This window comes from Prevotella sp. Sow4_E9_plate (assembly GCF_052116205.1).
In the GTDB taxonomy this organism is placed as follows: Bacteria; Bacteroidota; Bacteroidia; order Bacteroidales; family Bacteroidaceae; genus Prevotella.
Genome location: NZ_JBQKLN010000002.1, coordinates 1 through 14,951 on the forward strand (window position 1 = coordinate 1; position 14,951 = coordinate 14,951).

The window sequence follows — 14,951 nt, forward strand, 5'->3', positions numbered from 1 at the left end:
ATGATATCTTTTTATGTTTGTAACTAATTGGATTTCAACTACAAAGATACAAAAAATATCGGAGATTACCAACTTTTTTAGGCACTATTTCTTATCCCGAACTGAGGTAAAGATACGAAAAATATTCCAGATAACAGCATAAAGCAGAGATTATTTTCGTGAAATATAAACATTTTAAACAGGCCTTACTTTTTAAAGTGGGCTCAATAATATAGTTCCACAAATTGCCTGATACTTACGCACCTTGCCTGTAGCCTGATTTGCTATAATCAGAGGATTAGACAAGGTATAAATCAAAGACGTACATATCATAATACGCAAGAAAACAACTGTATTATCTGGCACTATCTTCAGCCATACTGTCAATATGAATTTGGTTTCAAAAAGGACTGGCAAAGACAGGAAGAAAAGAAGAAAGAATGAGAAACGTGCACTGCGATACATCAACTTGTGCATTTCCTGCATTTCTCCCTGTGCATATGTTTTGGTGATTTGAGGATTGAGTGCCATCTGGAAGTTGCCGACAAACTGCTGAACTGCATTCTGTACCTGAACAGCAATACCACGGGCAGCATTAACAACAGGTCCGAAGAAGACATTCAACAGCATGTTCAAACCTTGTCCGAAGAGCACTGCCGCCAAATTACCAAACATACTCCAACCGGCAAAACCAGTCATTTCCTTAAATAATGCTTTATCCCATACGTGCTTGTATTTGGTTTCTTCAAAATGCTTGTTACAATAATAACTATAGCAAAATCGAATCAATATCTGTATCGCCAAGAGCAGGAAAGCATACAAGACTAACTTATCAAATGAGAATACTAACAGCAGATAGACAATAGCCAACTTTAATACCACCTCCAAAATGGAGATATAAGCAAAAGCCGACATTTTCTCATGAGCGACAATATCGGCATTATAGGGTACACTTATAATCATAAAGACTGCATCTACGATAGTGCACTGCAATACCCAAAAGGCTGCGTCCATTCTATCAGCCGGAATCTGCATTTTATTATATAAGAACCACAAGCCGATGGTTTCTCCCAATAACACGATTACACCTGCTATCAGTGTATGAATCTGAAGTGTAGTACTAAATACAGTCTGCAATCTATTATTATCTCCTTTACCCAAGGCAAAAGTGATGTATCGCTGCGTTGCAGATGACATGGATCCATTAATGAATCCGAACATAGCTACAATACCTCCAACCACATTATATATACCATAATCCTCTACTCCCAATGTATTCAAGACTACTCTGCTCGTAAACAGAGAAACCGCCATCATAAAGAGCATACGGAAGTAAAGAAGCAATGTATTCTTCGCTATTCGTTTGTTGTTACCTGCTATTTGATTTGACATAAATTATTTTCCAAATTCTTTAATTTTCTGTTCTTCTTTTAATGAGTAGACAAGCTGTTGTCCATTCTTCTCGGCTACGATATAGCCATCCAAGCCTTGAACTACCAACTTGCTTTTATCGGCTGCATGAACCACGCAGTTCTTACTTTCATACTATCGAATGTCCTTGCCTACGCTGCGACAATATAGCCATAGCCTGTCTTTGGGTGGCTTGGCTTAATACCGATGGCAACGATAGCGTTCTTATCGGAAGTATAGCTCAATGCCTTGCTGAGCACTCGCTGATACTCCGAGGTATTAATGATGAGGGTGACAGGCCAGTTTGGCTTCAATCTTTCTACTGTCAATTGAATGAGGGAACGGCCGACTCCCATCACATCAATGAACTGCTTTGGGTAATCGGGGGTTGACATTGGCCAGAAGCGGCTGCCTACGCCGCCGGCCATGATTATAATATGTATCATTAATCTTGTTCTTTAAATAATAAAGATTTCGAAAACCTACCCGTCCTTCCTTAACCTTAAGGAAGGCTCCACTTTTCTCACCAAGCCTCTCTTCAATGGTCTTTACACCCCCTTCGGTTCCCCCGTTCCCGGTGGACAGAAACCTCAGGAACGAGAGGATGTAGCTGGCTACGCTATAGCCTCCGCCAGAGTTTTGGTATCATCAGCGGAGCCTTTGCCCACAAGGGGCTGCCGATGATTGTTTACGCAATAGAATTGCGAATGTTTGTCGGCTGGCGCATCAATTGTTCTAACTACCCATATTCTTTTTGATATTAGCAATATCTTTTTTGATAGAATCCAATTCTAACTTTATTGGCTTAGGAATTCCTTTTTGCCAATCTACACATCCTTCATAATCTATGCTAAACAGAACATGTTCTACAGAATCTACCAAACTATATACATATTCCGGATTATCAACTAACTTTGCTCCTGTCTCGTCAATCCGTTTGGTTAACTTTTCCACTTTACTATGCATTCTCTTTGACTCTAATGCAGACTGTAACCCTAAAACAAGTCCAAAAACAAACTGAGTTATACTTAACCAAAGATTTCTCTCCATCCAATAGCATATAAAAGACACTGCAAGAGAAAGTACCAATAAACATCCCGGAGTATACTTGCTACAAAAACATCTATAAAAGAAATCTTTCATATATTTCATTGCTTTAAAAGTATATCACCATTACAGCGTCACCACTATATTACAAGTAGTTACACCTATCAGTTTTTTGAAAAAAGTTATTTTGTATCGTTTGTTGGGTTAAGGATTGCTAAGCACACTCCTTCACCTTATCTGTTCTTTCAACATGGTAACGATTTGCCCCACCTGTCTTTAAGAGTTCAATACTCTATTGGGGCTGACTTTGCCCTATCATTCTCTCCAGATATCCATATAGTTCATCTTCCATATTGCTATAGTCGCAATAGGGACTATCGTCGTTAAGCATATCTTCCATACGAGAATCACCCCAGGCTAACTCCAGGTCACCAAAAAGACGATGATGCTTATTGGTCAGCAACAGATGGAAATCCATTGCCTCCTTCGTCTGCCAAGAAATATCTGGATGCTGGCGCAAATGACAGTACAGATGACGCAGTACATCTAAGAATAGAACGACACTTGTCTGAACTCCACCACACCAATATGAATCAAACCACCTTTCATGTTTTCTACATGCCTTACCTAAATGGTCGAACAAACAGAAGATTAAAGAAATGGCTTCCTGATATTGCTTGTTGCGGATATACTCATGTACATTATGAATGAATGGGAACAGACTTCGGGATACTTCCCGCTCTTCTTCACGAACTATTGCTGCATCAAAAGCGACAGAAACTTCAGCTTGATGTTTTGACTCAAACTTATTCCATTTGCAACTACACCATTTCTTGATGCTTTCCATCGCTGGTCGATATTCCTTATAGCCTCGCTCCTTCCACTCTTCCAGGATATCAAAAACCATCTGATTCAAATCATACGGGATGTCCTTGCAGTCATTGCGATACCAATCGTTATAGCATTCGTAGTAGCCATCCACAAACCATTCATTACGGAACCAGAAATGGCAATCCTCCATGTAGTTCATCTCAAAAAGGAGATGAAGATACTTGAGCTGGTCTATATCCAGGTCATCCAGTTTTGATTTCAGGTTTCTGAGATAGAAACGTGATTGAGCAGGTTTTGATTTAGCAGCCTCCACGTTCTCTTTTGCCGTAGCATATCGCTGCTCGATATAGGAACTAAATGACTCGCTTATCTCATCCAGCATCACAAATCCATCCTTGCCTCTGTTTGCTGTATTGACCACTACCCAAACCATACATTTCAAATGATGATATTTGAGCAAGTGACGTTTCCAAAGAACATTTCCCTTGCCACCTGATATGATATCGTGAGCAAGGACTATTTCCTCATCATCTAATATCGATACCATTTCTTCGGGATGGGATACGACATAGGATGATATATAATCTGCCATCTTCTCTTTCGACCAAGACATTGGAATCTTCAAGGCTATATCTTGTCCAATAGCCACAAGATTGTCTTTAGAAAGTATCTGTAAACAAGAAGAATATCTCTTCGTTGTATCGTACGTCGAAGAATGAAATGTAATATAGTAACGGGTAGCCATTTTTTATTATTTTGTTCCTCATTGCAGTATCGCTCTGCACTGGTCGTCACTCGAATGAGGAATATTATTTTTATTCTACTTTTGAGAGGATTACCTCTGGGGAGGTGCCCATCAGGGTTATGGCGGAAATCTTATGACCGCCATTGGCATTTAATGAATGACCACAATGATAGAGGCTATCATCTATGATAAGCCAGCGGTCATGAGACTCATTACGCCATTTTCTAATATCTATATGATTATCGGGGAATAGGCGGTCATGCTCATCCATGAGCCGTTGCATTCCTTGACCTACACCTACAGTATAAACTGTTGCTGAAACTTCTGGTTTACGAACATCTAATACACTTAGGGTTAGCGATGAAACATAGCCATCTATGATGATTACTCGATGATTGGCTGTACGAATCAAGTTCTCCAAAGCAACTCTTGCTGTATAGAAATCACCTTCAAAGAAGACCATTTCAGCAGGAGGGGTCGAAGTCCGAATAAAGAAATCAAGCTGCTGTTGCTGCTTAGCCTGGACATCCTCAATATGGGTCATACGCTTGTCCATATTCTCCTGTAAGGCTATCAAGTGACGATTCACGGAATAGCCTTGAAGAAGATATTGGCGCAAAACAGATGTAGCCCAAATACGGAATTTTGTACCTTGTACGGACTTTACCCTATAACCTACAGATATTATAACATCTAAATTATAATAATCAACTTGATATGTTTTGCCGTCTGAGGCAGTGTAGGCAAATTTTGCCCAAACTGATTCTTTCTGCAATTCTCCTTCGTTAAATATAGTTCGCACATGCTTGCCTATAACACTCCTATCACGACCAAATAGTTCAGCCATTTGGTCTAAAGAAAGCCATACCGTATTGGAAGCTTCATCTATTTTTACATGGAGGGAAATACTTTCATCTGGTTGATAAAGAACTATCTGTGAATCGTCAGCCATAGGCTGTATATTATTATCGTTTGCCATAATCATACATTTTCATTGCTAATATAGCGACAAAAGTACGATTTAATTTCGTAATCACCAAGGATTTAAGAGAAAAAATGCATTTATTAACCTATACTTGGCTTATGGCTAAACATTACAATACACAAAATGATTCTGCTTCCTTACCGGTTCTGCGGCGATAGTCATCACGCATTCGCTTTTCCATTTGTGCTATGTATTCTGCCTTTCGTTCCCTAGAAGCCTTGAAGCGACGCATAAAATCTGCTTTTTTTCTTCTATGTTCATAACGTAATCTCCTTAATAATTATTTTTCGAAAACCTACCTTCACTACTCTTCTACTACCTCAAAATCTTCATTATGGACACCACGGATGGCTACGGCTATTCCACCGAAATCGAAGACTAGCTGGCGGTCACGGTCTATGCGGACAATGTAACCTTCGTAGTTTTTGAATGGACCTGAAAGGACACGCAACTTCACGTGGTCTTTGGCAAAATTCTCAAAAGCATCTCGAAGGAATGTTACCTGCTCCGGATGGGTCTTCATCACATTCATAAAAGGTTGCATGATGGAGTTCTTGATGGAGGCTGGTCGTCTTAAACTGCGATCGTTGACTAAGTGAAATTGGGGAAAATGATCTGCAAGAAATCTTTGTAGGTCAATCACTGTACCTTGCAAGAAGATTAGTCCACTGACAGATTGCTCCCAAATCTTTTTCACTCCTTGTTGCTTTTCCTCATCCTTGTAGGAATAACGAAGGGTTTTATGAATGAAATAAGGTTGTTTGGTATTGTTCTCGTCAGCATTAAATTCTTCCAACCATTTCTCCATCCCTTTAGCTGCCATGTGAAAAATAAAAAGATAACTCCACGAAGTGGGGTCGGTGGAAGGGTCTTCCTTCTTTTTTATCCGTTTACGTCGGGGTATTCCTTCTACACTCGGATCCGAAAGTCTTTCAGCCCCGATAACGTGGATGCCCTTTGGTAAGCGCTTGCTTACGTCGGCTGTAGAAGGTGAATCCAAGCAATCCTGCGTCATATTCTCGTTCTACTTTATGTTCTTAGCTGCAACCATACATGATAGTTGTAGAAGCTTAGTCAATTTGTTATTGTTGTGCATAATCTTAATCTCCCATGAGTATTAGTTCATATAATCTTGCACATGTTTATTTACATTTATTGCACATTCTTATTATGAATGATAGAACTATTTGCAAAGATACGAAATTCTGCTGAATTTTCTGTCAAATTTTATCACTTTTTGTTTAAATCTTCCAAATTATGCTATAAATGCTTTGCAAATCTGCATTAGTAGCTTCCTCAAAATGGCTGATTTGGGGTTTGGTTCTGCATGTTTTGCTCATTCATAATAAGAATGGGCGAAGTTGGTTGAACATTTTTCAAAGTGGTTTGGTGGCAAATTCGTGACAGTTGCTTTACAAGGGTTTACACTTTGTATATATAAAGAAAAAGAGTTATCAGAATAGGTCTAAAACAATGACCTGCTCTGATAACTCTTTTCCTATTATTATCTTTTTTGTTCTAAAAACGGGCTGTAATCACCTGTTGGATGATTTTCTTGTTGGCCTCATTGATGGTTGCTACGTCTATTGACTCCAGATAGATTTGAGTGGTCTTATAGGAGTTGTGCCCCATGCCCTCGCTGATGGTGGCTACCGGTATGTTCATGTGCAAGGCTACTCTTGCCCAGGTGTGGCGTGCCTCGTATGTGGTCAATGGTATTTTCAAACCTACCATCTCACCGATTCTCTTCAGGTTGTAGTTCGTGTTATGCTCCTTCTTGCGGTATGCGGCGTATGGAGAGGATTCCTTGCCTGTCAAAATGGGTAGCATATACGGTGAATCCTTCGTTTGTTCGGTGTACTTGTCGATGATGGCTTGCATCGGTTTTATCCACTCGATGTTGATATTCTGGTGGGTCTTGCGACGGTTGTAGCTCACCATGCCACATCTCAGGTCGGTCTTCTTCAGGAATGCCATATCCACGAATGCCATCCCTCGCAGATAGAAGCTGAGCAGGAAGAGGTCGCGTGCCTTGTCAAGGGATGAACCTCTCGGCAAGTCCAATTTCTCGATTTTGCGAATGTCCTTTACAGTAATGGCTCGTTTGGCGGTTCTAACGCTGCCTGTCTGCACGTGAGCGAAGATGTCGTTGGGTGGAGCTTGTCCTGCTTCCACCGCCTTGTGGTAGAGAGTGCGGAGGGTTCGCAGATAGAAGGATACGGTGTTTTGCCCAACCCCTCTGTTGAACAGCCATGCCTGGTACATTTCCATCATCTCGCTGGTCATCTGAGAGAAGGTCAGGTCTTCCTGATTTCGGAATTCCATGAATCGGTTGGCAGCATTGGTATAGTTGTTCTTTGTACCAATGCACTGCATCTGCTCCTTCTTGGCTATCTGCTGGCGGAAGAAAGCAAAAACGCTCTGGCTTGGTGGCAGCTGCTGTCGCAGACTGCGCTGGTGGATGAGATGATAACACAATGTGCCTACCTTTCCCGACACAGAGGATGCTCTGAATTTTACTTTTACTTTTGCCATATTGCTTTAATTTTAATGGTAAATTAATGTTTGCTATTTGTTAAAGCAACGGCATGTCCAAGTATATCGTGTATTCGAGCTTCGAAACTTCAGTTTTTATATTCCTATTCCCTGGCATCCGCCAGCTCGTTATATCCCCAAACGATGATGAGGACAACGAAGCCTGCCAGCAGAGTCAAGAGATTCTGCGAATGACCGATGGACTCAGCCACATGCGTAAGAGCACGGGAGCCGGACAGCAGGAAATCTATCTTCATAGAGAAGAGCCAGCCCTGAATCTGTTCCCAGCCCTGACAAACCACAGCAGCAATCACGCCGACAGCCACACAGGCGGTCGTCCACAAATGCTCCAGTCTACGACGCTTAGCCAATGCCTTCTCCTGCTCAAGATCCGGCAAAGCCTGCATCACCCTGTCAGAGAATCCGTCATCAGGAATCCCTGCCATCATATTATCTGCAAAGAAAGCCTGCAAGAACTGCTCGTCTGAGGCGTTCAGCGGCTCGATATCCTGGCTTTTTATCTTATCATTTATCTTATCGGTCATAACCATTATGCTTTAAGTAACTTGCAAGTTTCTGTTTTCCACGAGAGAGATGCGACTTGATGGTACCTTGTGCCATTCCCGTCACGTCTGCAATCTTATCTATAGAGAGTCCATCCATCAGCTGCAGCGTGATGCATGTCCGTTCGTTATCGCTCAATATCTGTAAGGCTTTCATCAAATCCATCTTCAATCCGCTGTTTCCTCCCGGCGCATTCTGTCGGGAAACTGCCGGCGTATCGATGTCTTGCGTCTCCTTATGACTGCGGGTATAATCATACCATACATTATAGGCGATGCGATAAAGCCAAGTGGGGAAGTTGGCTGTACCCTTGAAGCTTGCCAGATGGGTATAAGCCTTCACAAAGGTATCCTGCGCCAAGTCGTCACTCAGCTGCGCATCCCCCAGCGTCTGCCGTAGGAAGAACCCACGAATGGGTGATTGATACTTCTTGACCAGCAGGTCGAACGACTTGCGGTCGTGAAGCATCACCACCTTCGTGACGAGAGAAATATCGGATAACTTTTCCACTATATATATTAACTAATAATTGTTGTTTGATTCTTACACCGGAGTACCATTATATCCTGTGCCCTGATTGCCATGACGGTTTTTCCACCAGTCCTTGATGGCAGGAAGCGAGCCTATCAGGGTCTGTCCCAATCCATAGAAGAAGACCAGGGCTCCGATACCTGCCAGGAAATCAGCTCCCCACCAAGCGAACATGGCGCACAAGCCTGCTCCGAGGAAGGCATTTCTCAATCCCCGCTTCACGAGATACTCATCGCTCTGCTTGTCTATCGGCCGGTCGCTTTCCGGAACATTGATGCCCTTCTCCATTGCCATCTCCGCCAGCTTCATCCGGTCGTTGTGTCTGCGCATCAGATAACGGACGATGAGAAATATGATAATCAACGGAGCGAAGACGAACAACAAGCCGAAGATTACACAAAAGATGATGATGACAGACAGCGCACCGCCACCAAACACCGAACCGATGAAATCGAACGGGTCATCATAGTTGCCCAGACTGTATTTGGAATGATAATCACGGGCATTATCATTGCTTTCATCGTAAACATTATAATCAGCCGTATCCGTACTGGCCGTATCAGAATACGCCTCCAATCCTTCATCCGTTTTATCAGCCGATGCAGCAGTCTTCTTGTCTACCTGCTGTGTGGAAGGTTGATAACGGTGTTTGGGAGCTGAAGATGCCAAAGATAGCTGTGTAGCTCCGATGCTCATGATGAGCGCCAATGTCAATAACGCTTTCTTCATATCTATCAATATTTTTATTGTTTTATCTTGTTATTTATTAAATTTTCTGTCTCTTAGACGCATCCGTTGCCAATTTAGTTGCAAAGGAACGAAAAATTTCTTATTTTTGCAAACAAATTAAAGAATATACGCATAAAATGAAGACATTACCAGAAGATTTCATCAAATATACACAAGAGTTGATGGGCGAAGAATTGTTCCTGCAGCTGAAGCAGGGCATCACCGAGGGAGAAGCTCCTACCAGCATCCGTCTCAATCCTTTCAAGTGCAAGGAGGGAGAAGATGCGCCGGGCGAACCGATTCCATGGTGTCCTTCTACCGGACGGTATTTATCCTCACGTCCCAACTTCACCTTTGACCCTTGGCTCCATGCCGGAAAGTATTATGTGCAGGAAGCTTCATCCATGTTTGTGGACCTGGTGATCCGCCAGCTCGTTCACGAACCCGTGATGATGCTCGATCTCTGTGCTGCTCCAGGCGGAAAGTCAACTGCTCTCAGGGCTGCATTGCCTGAAGGAAGTCTGCTCTTCAGCAACGAACCGATGCGCACCCGCTCGCAGATTCTTGCCGAGAACATCCAGAAGTTCGGTCATCCCGACATGATTGTCACCAACAATTATCCACGTGATTACAAGAAGTCGAAGCTTCAGTTTGACGTCATCCTCACTGATGTGCCGTGTTCGGGCGAAGGTATGTTCCGCAAGGACGATGGTGCCATCGAAGAATGGAGTCTGCAGAATGTGGACAACTGCTGGCATCTGCAACGTGAAATCGTGAGCGATATCTGGAACTGTCTGAAACCGGGCGGTATCCTCATCTACTCCACCTGTACCTTCAATGCCCACGAAGACGAGGAGAACATCGCCTGGATTTGTGAGGAACTGGGTGCAGAACCAATAGCCTTAACCGGCATTGATGAGAGCTGGAACATCACCGGCAATCTCATCGGTACAGAAATCCCAGTCTATCGTTTCCTCCCTGGCAAGACCCGTGGAGAAGGCATCTTCCTCGCAGCACTCAGAAAAGAGGGTGAAGCGGAAATGGAGAAAGAAGACAAAAAGAAGAAAGACAAGAACAAGGAGAAAGGAAAAAACAGAGGAAACAAGGGAAAGAGTCAGCTAGTTCCTACAGACTGGCTGAAGTCATCCGACTATGAAACGATAGGCGTAGAGGACAACTTCTATGCCATCCCAAGCCGATGGAAAGCCATCTATGAGGAGGCAGCCAGGAATCTGAAGGTAATACATGCCGGCATCAAACTGGGAACGAGCAAGGGGAAAGACATCATTCCCGACCAGAGTCTCGCCCTCTCCGTGATGCTCAACAAAGAGGCTTTTCCGCAAGTAGAACTGTCGTACGAAGATGCCATCCGCTACCTGCGCAAAGAGGCAGTCAATCTCCCTGCAGAAACCCCTAAGGGCTATGTGCTGGTTACGTACCGCCAAATACCTCTGGGATGGGAAAAGAACATCGGAAACCGTGCCAACAACCTCTATCCACAAGAATGGAAGATCAAGAGCAGCCATGTGCCGGAGAAACAATTAATAATTAATAATTAATAATTTATAATTAACAATTAATAATTATACATTAAACATTATACATTATACATTATACATTAAAAAAATGCTCAGCATCATCGCCTGCATATCCAAAGCAAATAGAGCAATCGGCTATCAGAACCGGTTGCTCTATCATATTCAATCCGATATGACCCGCTTTCGCGAGTTAACTACCGGACATGTCATCATCATGGGCAGAAAGACCTATGAATCACTTCCTAACGGTGCACTCCCCCACCGCCGTAACATCGTAGTTTCCAGGAGCAGGAAAGAACTGCCGAACTGCGAGGTTTACGCATCTTTGGAGGAAGCGCTGGCTGCTGTCACAAATGAAACAGGAAAAGAGAAAGCAGAAAGAAATAATACCGTCATAGATAAAGAATGCTTTATCATTGGCGGTGAGAGCATTTATTCCCAAGCCCTTCCGTTTGCCGACAGACTCTATCTCACGATAGTGGATGATGAACCGGAAGCTGCCGACACCTTTTTTCCGGAAATCAACCCGGATGAATGGGAAGTAGCAGAAAAGGAAATGAGGAATGAAAACGACTTATCGTTCACATTCCTCACACTCTATAGAAAGCAATAAAAATTATTCTTCTTCTGTTGCCTCTTCCTCCACAACATCATCAAATCTCTGGATATCTGCCATAGAAAGCTGACGGTTGATAGCCGCATTGAATGAGATGATAGTCTCACTGCGAGACAAGCCCAGAGGCTGCAACTTATCATGAATGATTTCCAGGAGATGGTGGTTGTTGATGGCATAAATCTTGATAAACATATCAAAGCCACCTGTCGTATAATGACATTCTACCACCTCAGGAATCTTCTTGAGTTCTTCTACCACTTGGTCGAACTTTTCAGGTTCTTTCAGGTACAATCCCATGTAAGCACAGGTTTCATAACCAATCTTTTCCGGATCTATAATAAACTGCGAACCCTTAATAATGCCTAGGTTTGATAGTTTAGCTACACGCTGATGAATAGCTGCACCGCTCACATTGCAAGCGCGTGCTACTTCCAAAAATGGAATACGGGCATCTTGAGAAATCAACTTCAAAATCTGCCTGTCTAATGAATCTAATATTTGTTTTGCCATATCTTCTATTAATTTACTTGCAAAGATAGTACAAAATTTTAATAACAGCAACTTTTCTGAATAAAAAAATAATAAATTAATATTATTTTTCCTTTCAGGCCGCATTATTGACCTTTTTCAACAGCAGAATAGCTGATTTTGATGGCTTTTGCCTGTCTCAAAGCCTGCTTCAAATCTGTGATGACTCCCATCTTGGTATCCTTATCTGCCTTGATGGAAACTGTCATCAACCGCTGGTCTTCTGCCGACATGCGCTTCTTCTCTGCTGCCATATAGTCCATTACCTCCGGGGCAGTAGCCAGCTTGTCATTCAGCTGAATCTGCGTTTCCTTGCCATATTTACCCTGCAAATCCTTGGTTGGTTTGCCGATATAGATATGGCTTACTGCCGACTTCTTGGTCAATCGGGTCAGATTCTTGCCCTGTGGCACTCTGCATTCCACCTTCAGGGTCACCTGACGCATGTGGGTAACAATCATGAAGAAGAAGAGTACGGAGAATATCAGGTCTGGCAGAGATGAGGTATTCAGTTCAGGCACATCGTGCGATTTCTTGCAGAAACGAATCATGGTTTACCTCCTTTCTCCTCCTGCTCCTCAGCATGGGCGTCGATGCTCTTGTCCTGTTGAGTCATAGCGTTGGCATACGACTCCGTGATACGCTGAGGACTGATTTTACGTATCTCTTCCTTCTGCTCATTGGTCAGCAGAGCATAGTTTCTATGATATTTCTTCTGAGCTGCTTCATTACGCAGCTGGTCATAAGCCTCCATCAGCTGGTTTTGCATCTGAAAATAGAGATTGTAATCTGCATCACGGTCGCTCTCGATAGAGATGAGATGCTTCTTCCCCAGGCGATGCACAAAACGGACGGTTTCTTCCTTGAGCTGAGCAACCTTCATCGGCTTGTCGTTTACCAGCAAGGTATCGCCCGCAGTCAGATGAATGGCCATCAGGTTATTCTTGTCAACCACCGACTCCTGCCGTTCCTTTTTCTGAGGTTCCGGTGAAGGAAGTTGGCGCAATAATCCCTTATCCACATCCATCGATGTGGTGACAAGGAAGAATATCAGCAGCATAAACGAAATGTCGGCTGTGGAAGTGGTATTCAACCCCGGGATTTCATGACTTTTCCTTCTTATCAGCATTTTGCTTTTATCTTATAGAACCTAAAATCTTTATCAATTATCAGTCAATTACTTCTTCTTTCTGATATATCGGGTTCCGCCAAAGCAGACGGCACCGATGCCTGCCATCAGCATCAGAAGCGATGTGACGACAAACATATCAGAGAGTTTGAGCCAAATCCAGTCGGCATAGTTTTCACCATTGATGAGCATCGGGTCGGAACCTCCCAACAGGAAGGTAACAACCAGGATTGCCAGCAGGGAAAGCCATGTGATGCGGAAGATGCGGCGCACGGGCACTCCATTCACCACAGCCTCCGATTTCGTTGTGCGATAACCCTTGATCATCGAATAGACTGCCAAGCCCACTCCTCCAATCAGGAATAGCCACATCAGGACGATGAGCACATCCGTAAACAGAGGCGCATTGAAGTCTGGGTTCTCTACGAAAGGCATATCATAGCCCACCAGGAAGAACAATCCGAATACTAGCACCGCCAAGCCTATCAAAAGATAGAAAATGCGCTGAGAGATATTCTCCGATGACTTGTTACTTTGAACTTTGAACATTTCTCTATTCGTTTATTTATTCTTGGCAATAATATCCATTAAAGTTACAGCCGATTCCTCCATCTGGCTAGTAAGATGCTCCACCTTCGAAAGGATGTAGTTATAGAAGACCATGAGAATCAAGGCTACGATGATGCCGAAGATAGTAGTAATCAGCGCTACCTTCATACCCGATGCCACGATGGTAGGGCTGATGTCTCCCGCCTGCTGAATCTGATCGAACGCCATCACCATACCAATCACCGTTCCCAGGAATCCGAGAGATGGAGCCATGGCAATGAAGAGCTTGATCCAGGAGCATCCCTTCTCGAGATTAGCCGCCTGCACCGTGCCATAACCGTTCACGGAGCGCTCAATATCATCCAGCTTCTCATCAATATGCATCAATCCCTGAAAGCAGATAGAAGCCACAGGTCCACGGGTATTGCGACAGAGGTCCTTAGCCCCTTCCACATCTCCCGCAGTCACCTTCTGGTCAATGTCCTGCATCAACTTCTTGGCATTGATTTCAGAAAGACTGAGATAGATGATTCGCTCGATACAGAAAGCCAATCCCACGATGAGTGCGATGGCAACGAGCGACATAAAGCCAGCGTTACCCTCAATGAATTTCGTTTTAAGAGCTTGATGAAATCCCATGTTCTCCTCCTGTGCCATCATAGGCAGAGAACACATTGCTGTGAAAACTAATATTGCGAAACGCGCAATAGATGTATTTTTCTTCATAATCATATATACCTTATTATATATATAAGCGGAAAGAGGGGGATTCGAACCCCCGAACCGGTTTTGCCGGTTACACGCTTTCCAGGCGTGCCTCTTCAGCCACTCGAGCACCTTTCCTTTATTTCGGAATGCAAAAGTATTAATTTTTATCCGAAATGCCACATATTCGCTTGCTTTTTATATTTCTTTAACGAAAATATAAGAGCGTAAACCCGCTAGGCGTCCCGGCGGATTTGCAATCCGCCGTAAAAAAAGGTTCGACCTATTAAAACCGGGGGATTTCTAATCCCCCAACAAAAGGAAAAGCATGCTCCTTTGCTGCGGATTGCAAATCCGCAGAGACTAAATAGGTTAGGACATTTTTTAACGCCGGATTACAAATCCGGCGAGACGCAAAGTTATCACTCCCTACGGTCGTTCGGGAAGTTAAGAAACAATAGTCTTTGTCATAAAACGCAGGACATTCGTCCCTTAACTTCCCTCTAACTTCCTTAACTTCACTTAACTTC

General features: G+C 43.3%; 16 protein-coding genes, 1 tRNA gene and 2 pseudogenes. 2 read left to right on the top strand and 17 right to left on the bottom strand.

The window, feature by feature from the left end:
- Positions 1-201 precede the first annotated feature (201 nt).
- The 11 genes and pseudogenes from ACTQ53_RS00935 to ACTQ53_RS00985 all read right to left on the bottom strand — a co-directional run.
- Positions 202-1,371, bottom strand: a pseudogene (locus ACTQ53_RS00935) (MATE family efflux transporter); the annotation flags it as partial.
- 173 nt (positions 1,372-1,544) lie between these two features.
- Positions 1,545-1,835, bottom strand: a pseudogene (locus tag ACTQ53_RS00940) (sugar phosphate nucleotidyltransferase); the annotation flags it as partial.
- Positions 1,836-2,124: 289 nt separating this feature from the next.
- Entirely contained in the window at positions 2,125-2,541 is a 417-nt protein-coding gene (locus ACTQ53_RS00945; RefSeq protein WP_441931694.1) for a hypothetical protein, read from the bottom strand.
- A 187-nt stretch (positions 2,542-2,728) separates the two neighbouring features.
- Complete coding sequence (locus tag ACTQ53_RS00950) at positions 2,729-3,916, bottom strand: hypothetical protein (protein ID WP_441931696.1); 1,188 nt, start codon at positions 3,914-3,916, stop codon at positions 2,729-2,731.
- A 166-nt stretch (positions 3,917-4,082) separates the two neighbouring features.
- Positions 4,083-4,991, bottom strand: coding sequence for a virulence RhuM family protein (locus tag ACTQ53_RS00955; RefSeq protein WP_441931698.1), 909 nt, complete (start codon positions 4,989-4,991; stop codon positions 4,083-4,085).
- A 115-nt stretch (positions 4,992-5,106) separates the two neighbouring features.
- Positions 5,107-5,229 (bottom strand): ABC transporter ATP-binding protein, encoded by a 123-nt coding sequence (locus ACTQ53_RS00960; protein WP_264948568.1) that lies wholly within the window; start codon positions 5,227-5,229, stop codon positions 5,107-5,109.
- A gap of 72 nt (positions 5,230-5,301) precedes the next feature.
- Positions 5,302-6,012 carry a hypothetical protein gene (locus ACTQ53_RS00965; protein WP_441931699.1) on the bottom strand — a complete coding sequence of 237 codons (711 nt, stop codon included), beginning with the start codon at positions 6,010-6,012 and terminating at the stop codon, positions 5,302-5,304.
- A gap of 503 nt (positions 6,013-6,515) precedes the next feature.
- Complete coding sequence (locus ACTQ53_RS00970; RefSeq protein ID WP_441931700.1) at positions 6,516-7,532, bottom strand: tyrosine-type recombinase/integrase; 1,017 nt, start codon at positions 7,530-7,532, stop codon at positions 6,516-6,518.
- A 104-nt stretch (positions 7,533-7,636) separates the two neighbouring features.
- Positions 7,637-8,077, bottom strand: coding sequence for a DUF5056 domain-containing protein (locus ACTQ53_RS00975; protein ID WP_441931701.1), 441 nt, complete (start codon positions 8,075-8,077; stop codon positions 7,637-7,639).
- Positions 8,067-8,606 (bottom strand): RNA polymerase sigma factor, encoded by a 540-nt coding sequence (locus ACTQ53_RS00980; protein ID WP_294972380.1) that lies wholly within the window; start codon positions 8,604-8,606, stop codon positions 8,067-8,069. Before ACTQ53_RS00980 ends, ACTQ53_RS00975 begins: the two co-directional genes overlap by 11 nt.
- 33 nt (positions 8,607-8,639) lie before the next feature.
- Positions 8,640-9,356 (bottom strand): DUF6249 domain-containing protein, encoded by a 717-nt coding sequence (locus ACTQ53_RS00985; RefSeq protein WP_294972383.1) that lies wholly within the window; start codon positions 9,354-9,356, stop codon positions 8,640-8,642.
- A gap of 137 nt (positions 9,357-9,493) precedes the next feature.
- Here ACTQ53_RS00985 and ACTQ53_RS00990 point away from each other — a divergent pair, with 137 nt between their 5' ends.
- Positions 9,494-10,915 (top strand): methyltransferase RsmF C-terminal domain-like protein, encoded by a 1,422-nt coding sequence (locus ACTQ53_RS00990; protein WP_441931703.1) that lies wholly within the window; start codon positions 9,494-9,496, stop codon positions 10,913-10,915.
- Between the two features lie 67 nt (positions 10,916-10,982).
- On the top strand, positions 10,983-11,507 hold the full coding sequence (locus ACTQ53_RS00995) for a dihydrofolate reductase (RefSeq protein ID WP_295347117.1): 525 nt from the start codon (positions 10,983-10,985) through the stop codon (positions 11,505-11,507).
- A 3-nt stretch (positions 11,508-11,510) separates the two neighbouring features.
- Here ACTQ53_RS00995 and ACTQ53_RS01000 read toward each other — a convergent pair whose 3' ends face one another.
- The 6 genes from ACTQ53_RS01000 to ACTQ53_RS01025 all read right to left on the bottom strand — a co-directional run bounded on the left by ACTQ53_RS01000 (position 11,511) and on the right by ACTQ53_RS01025 (position 14,559).
- Positions 11,511-12,020 carry an Lrp/AsnC family transcriptional regulator gene (locus ACTQ53_RS01000; protein WP_153124283.1) on the bottom strand — a complete coding sequence of 170 codons (510 nt, stop codon included), beginning with the start codon at positions 12,018-12,020 and terminating at the stop codon, positions 11,511-11,513.
- A gap of 104 nt (positions 12,021-12,124) precedes the next feature.
- Positions 12,125-12,589 (bottom strand): ExbD/TolR family protein, encoded by a 465-nt coding sequence (locus ACTQ53_RS01005; protein ID WP_441931704.1) that lies wholly within the window; start codon positions 12,587-12,589, stop codon positions 12,125-12,127.
- On the bottom strand, positions 12,586-13,167 hold the full coding sequence (locus tag ACTQ53_RS01010; protein ID WP_441931705.1) for an ExbD/TolR family protein: 582 nt from the start codon (positions 13,165-13,167) through the stop codon (positions 12,586-12,588). Before ACTQ53_RS01010 ends, ACTQ53_RS01005 begins: the two co-directional genes overlap by 4 nt.
- Before the next feature lie 48 nt (positions 13,168-13,215).
- Positions 13,216-13,716 carry a hypothetical protein gene (locus tag ACTQ53_RS01015; protein ID WP_294971124.1) on the bottom strand — a complete coding sequence of 167 codons (501 nt, stop codon included), beginning with the start codon at positions 13,714-13,716 and terminating at the stop codon, positions 13,216-13,218.
- Positions 13,717-13,728: 12 nt separating this feature from the next.
- On the bottom strand, positions 13,729-14,391 hold the full coding sequence (locus ACTQ53_RS01020; RefSeq protein WP_441931799.1) for a MotA/TolQ/ExbB proton channel family protein: 663 nt from the start codon (positions 14,389-14,391) through the stop codon (positions 13,729-13,731).
- 80 nt (positions 14,392-14,471) lie between these two features.
- Positions 14,472-14,559, bottom strand: a tRNA-Ser gene (locus ACTQ53_RS01025).
- Between the last annotated feature and the right edge of the window lie 392 nt (positions 14,560-14,951).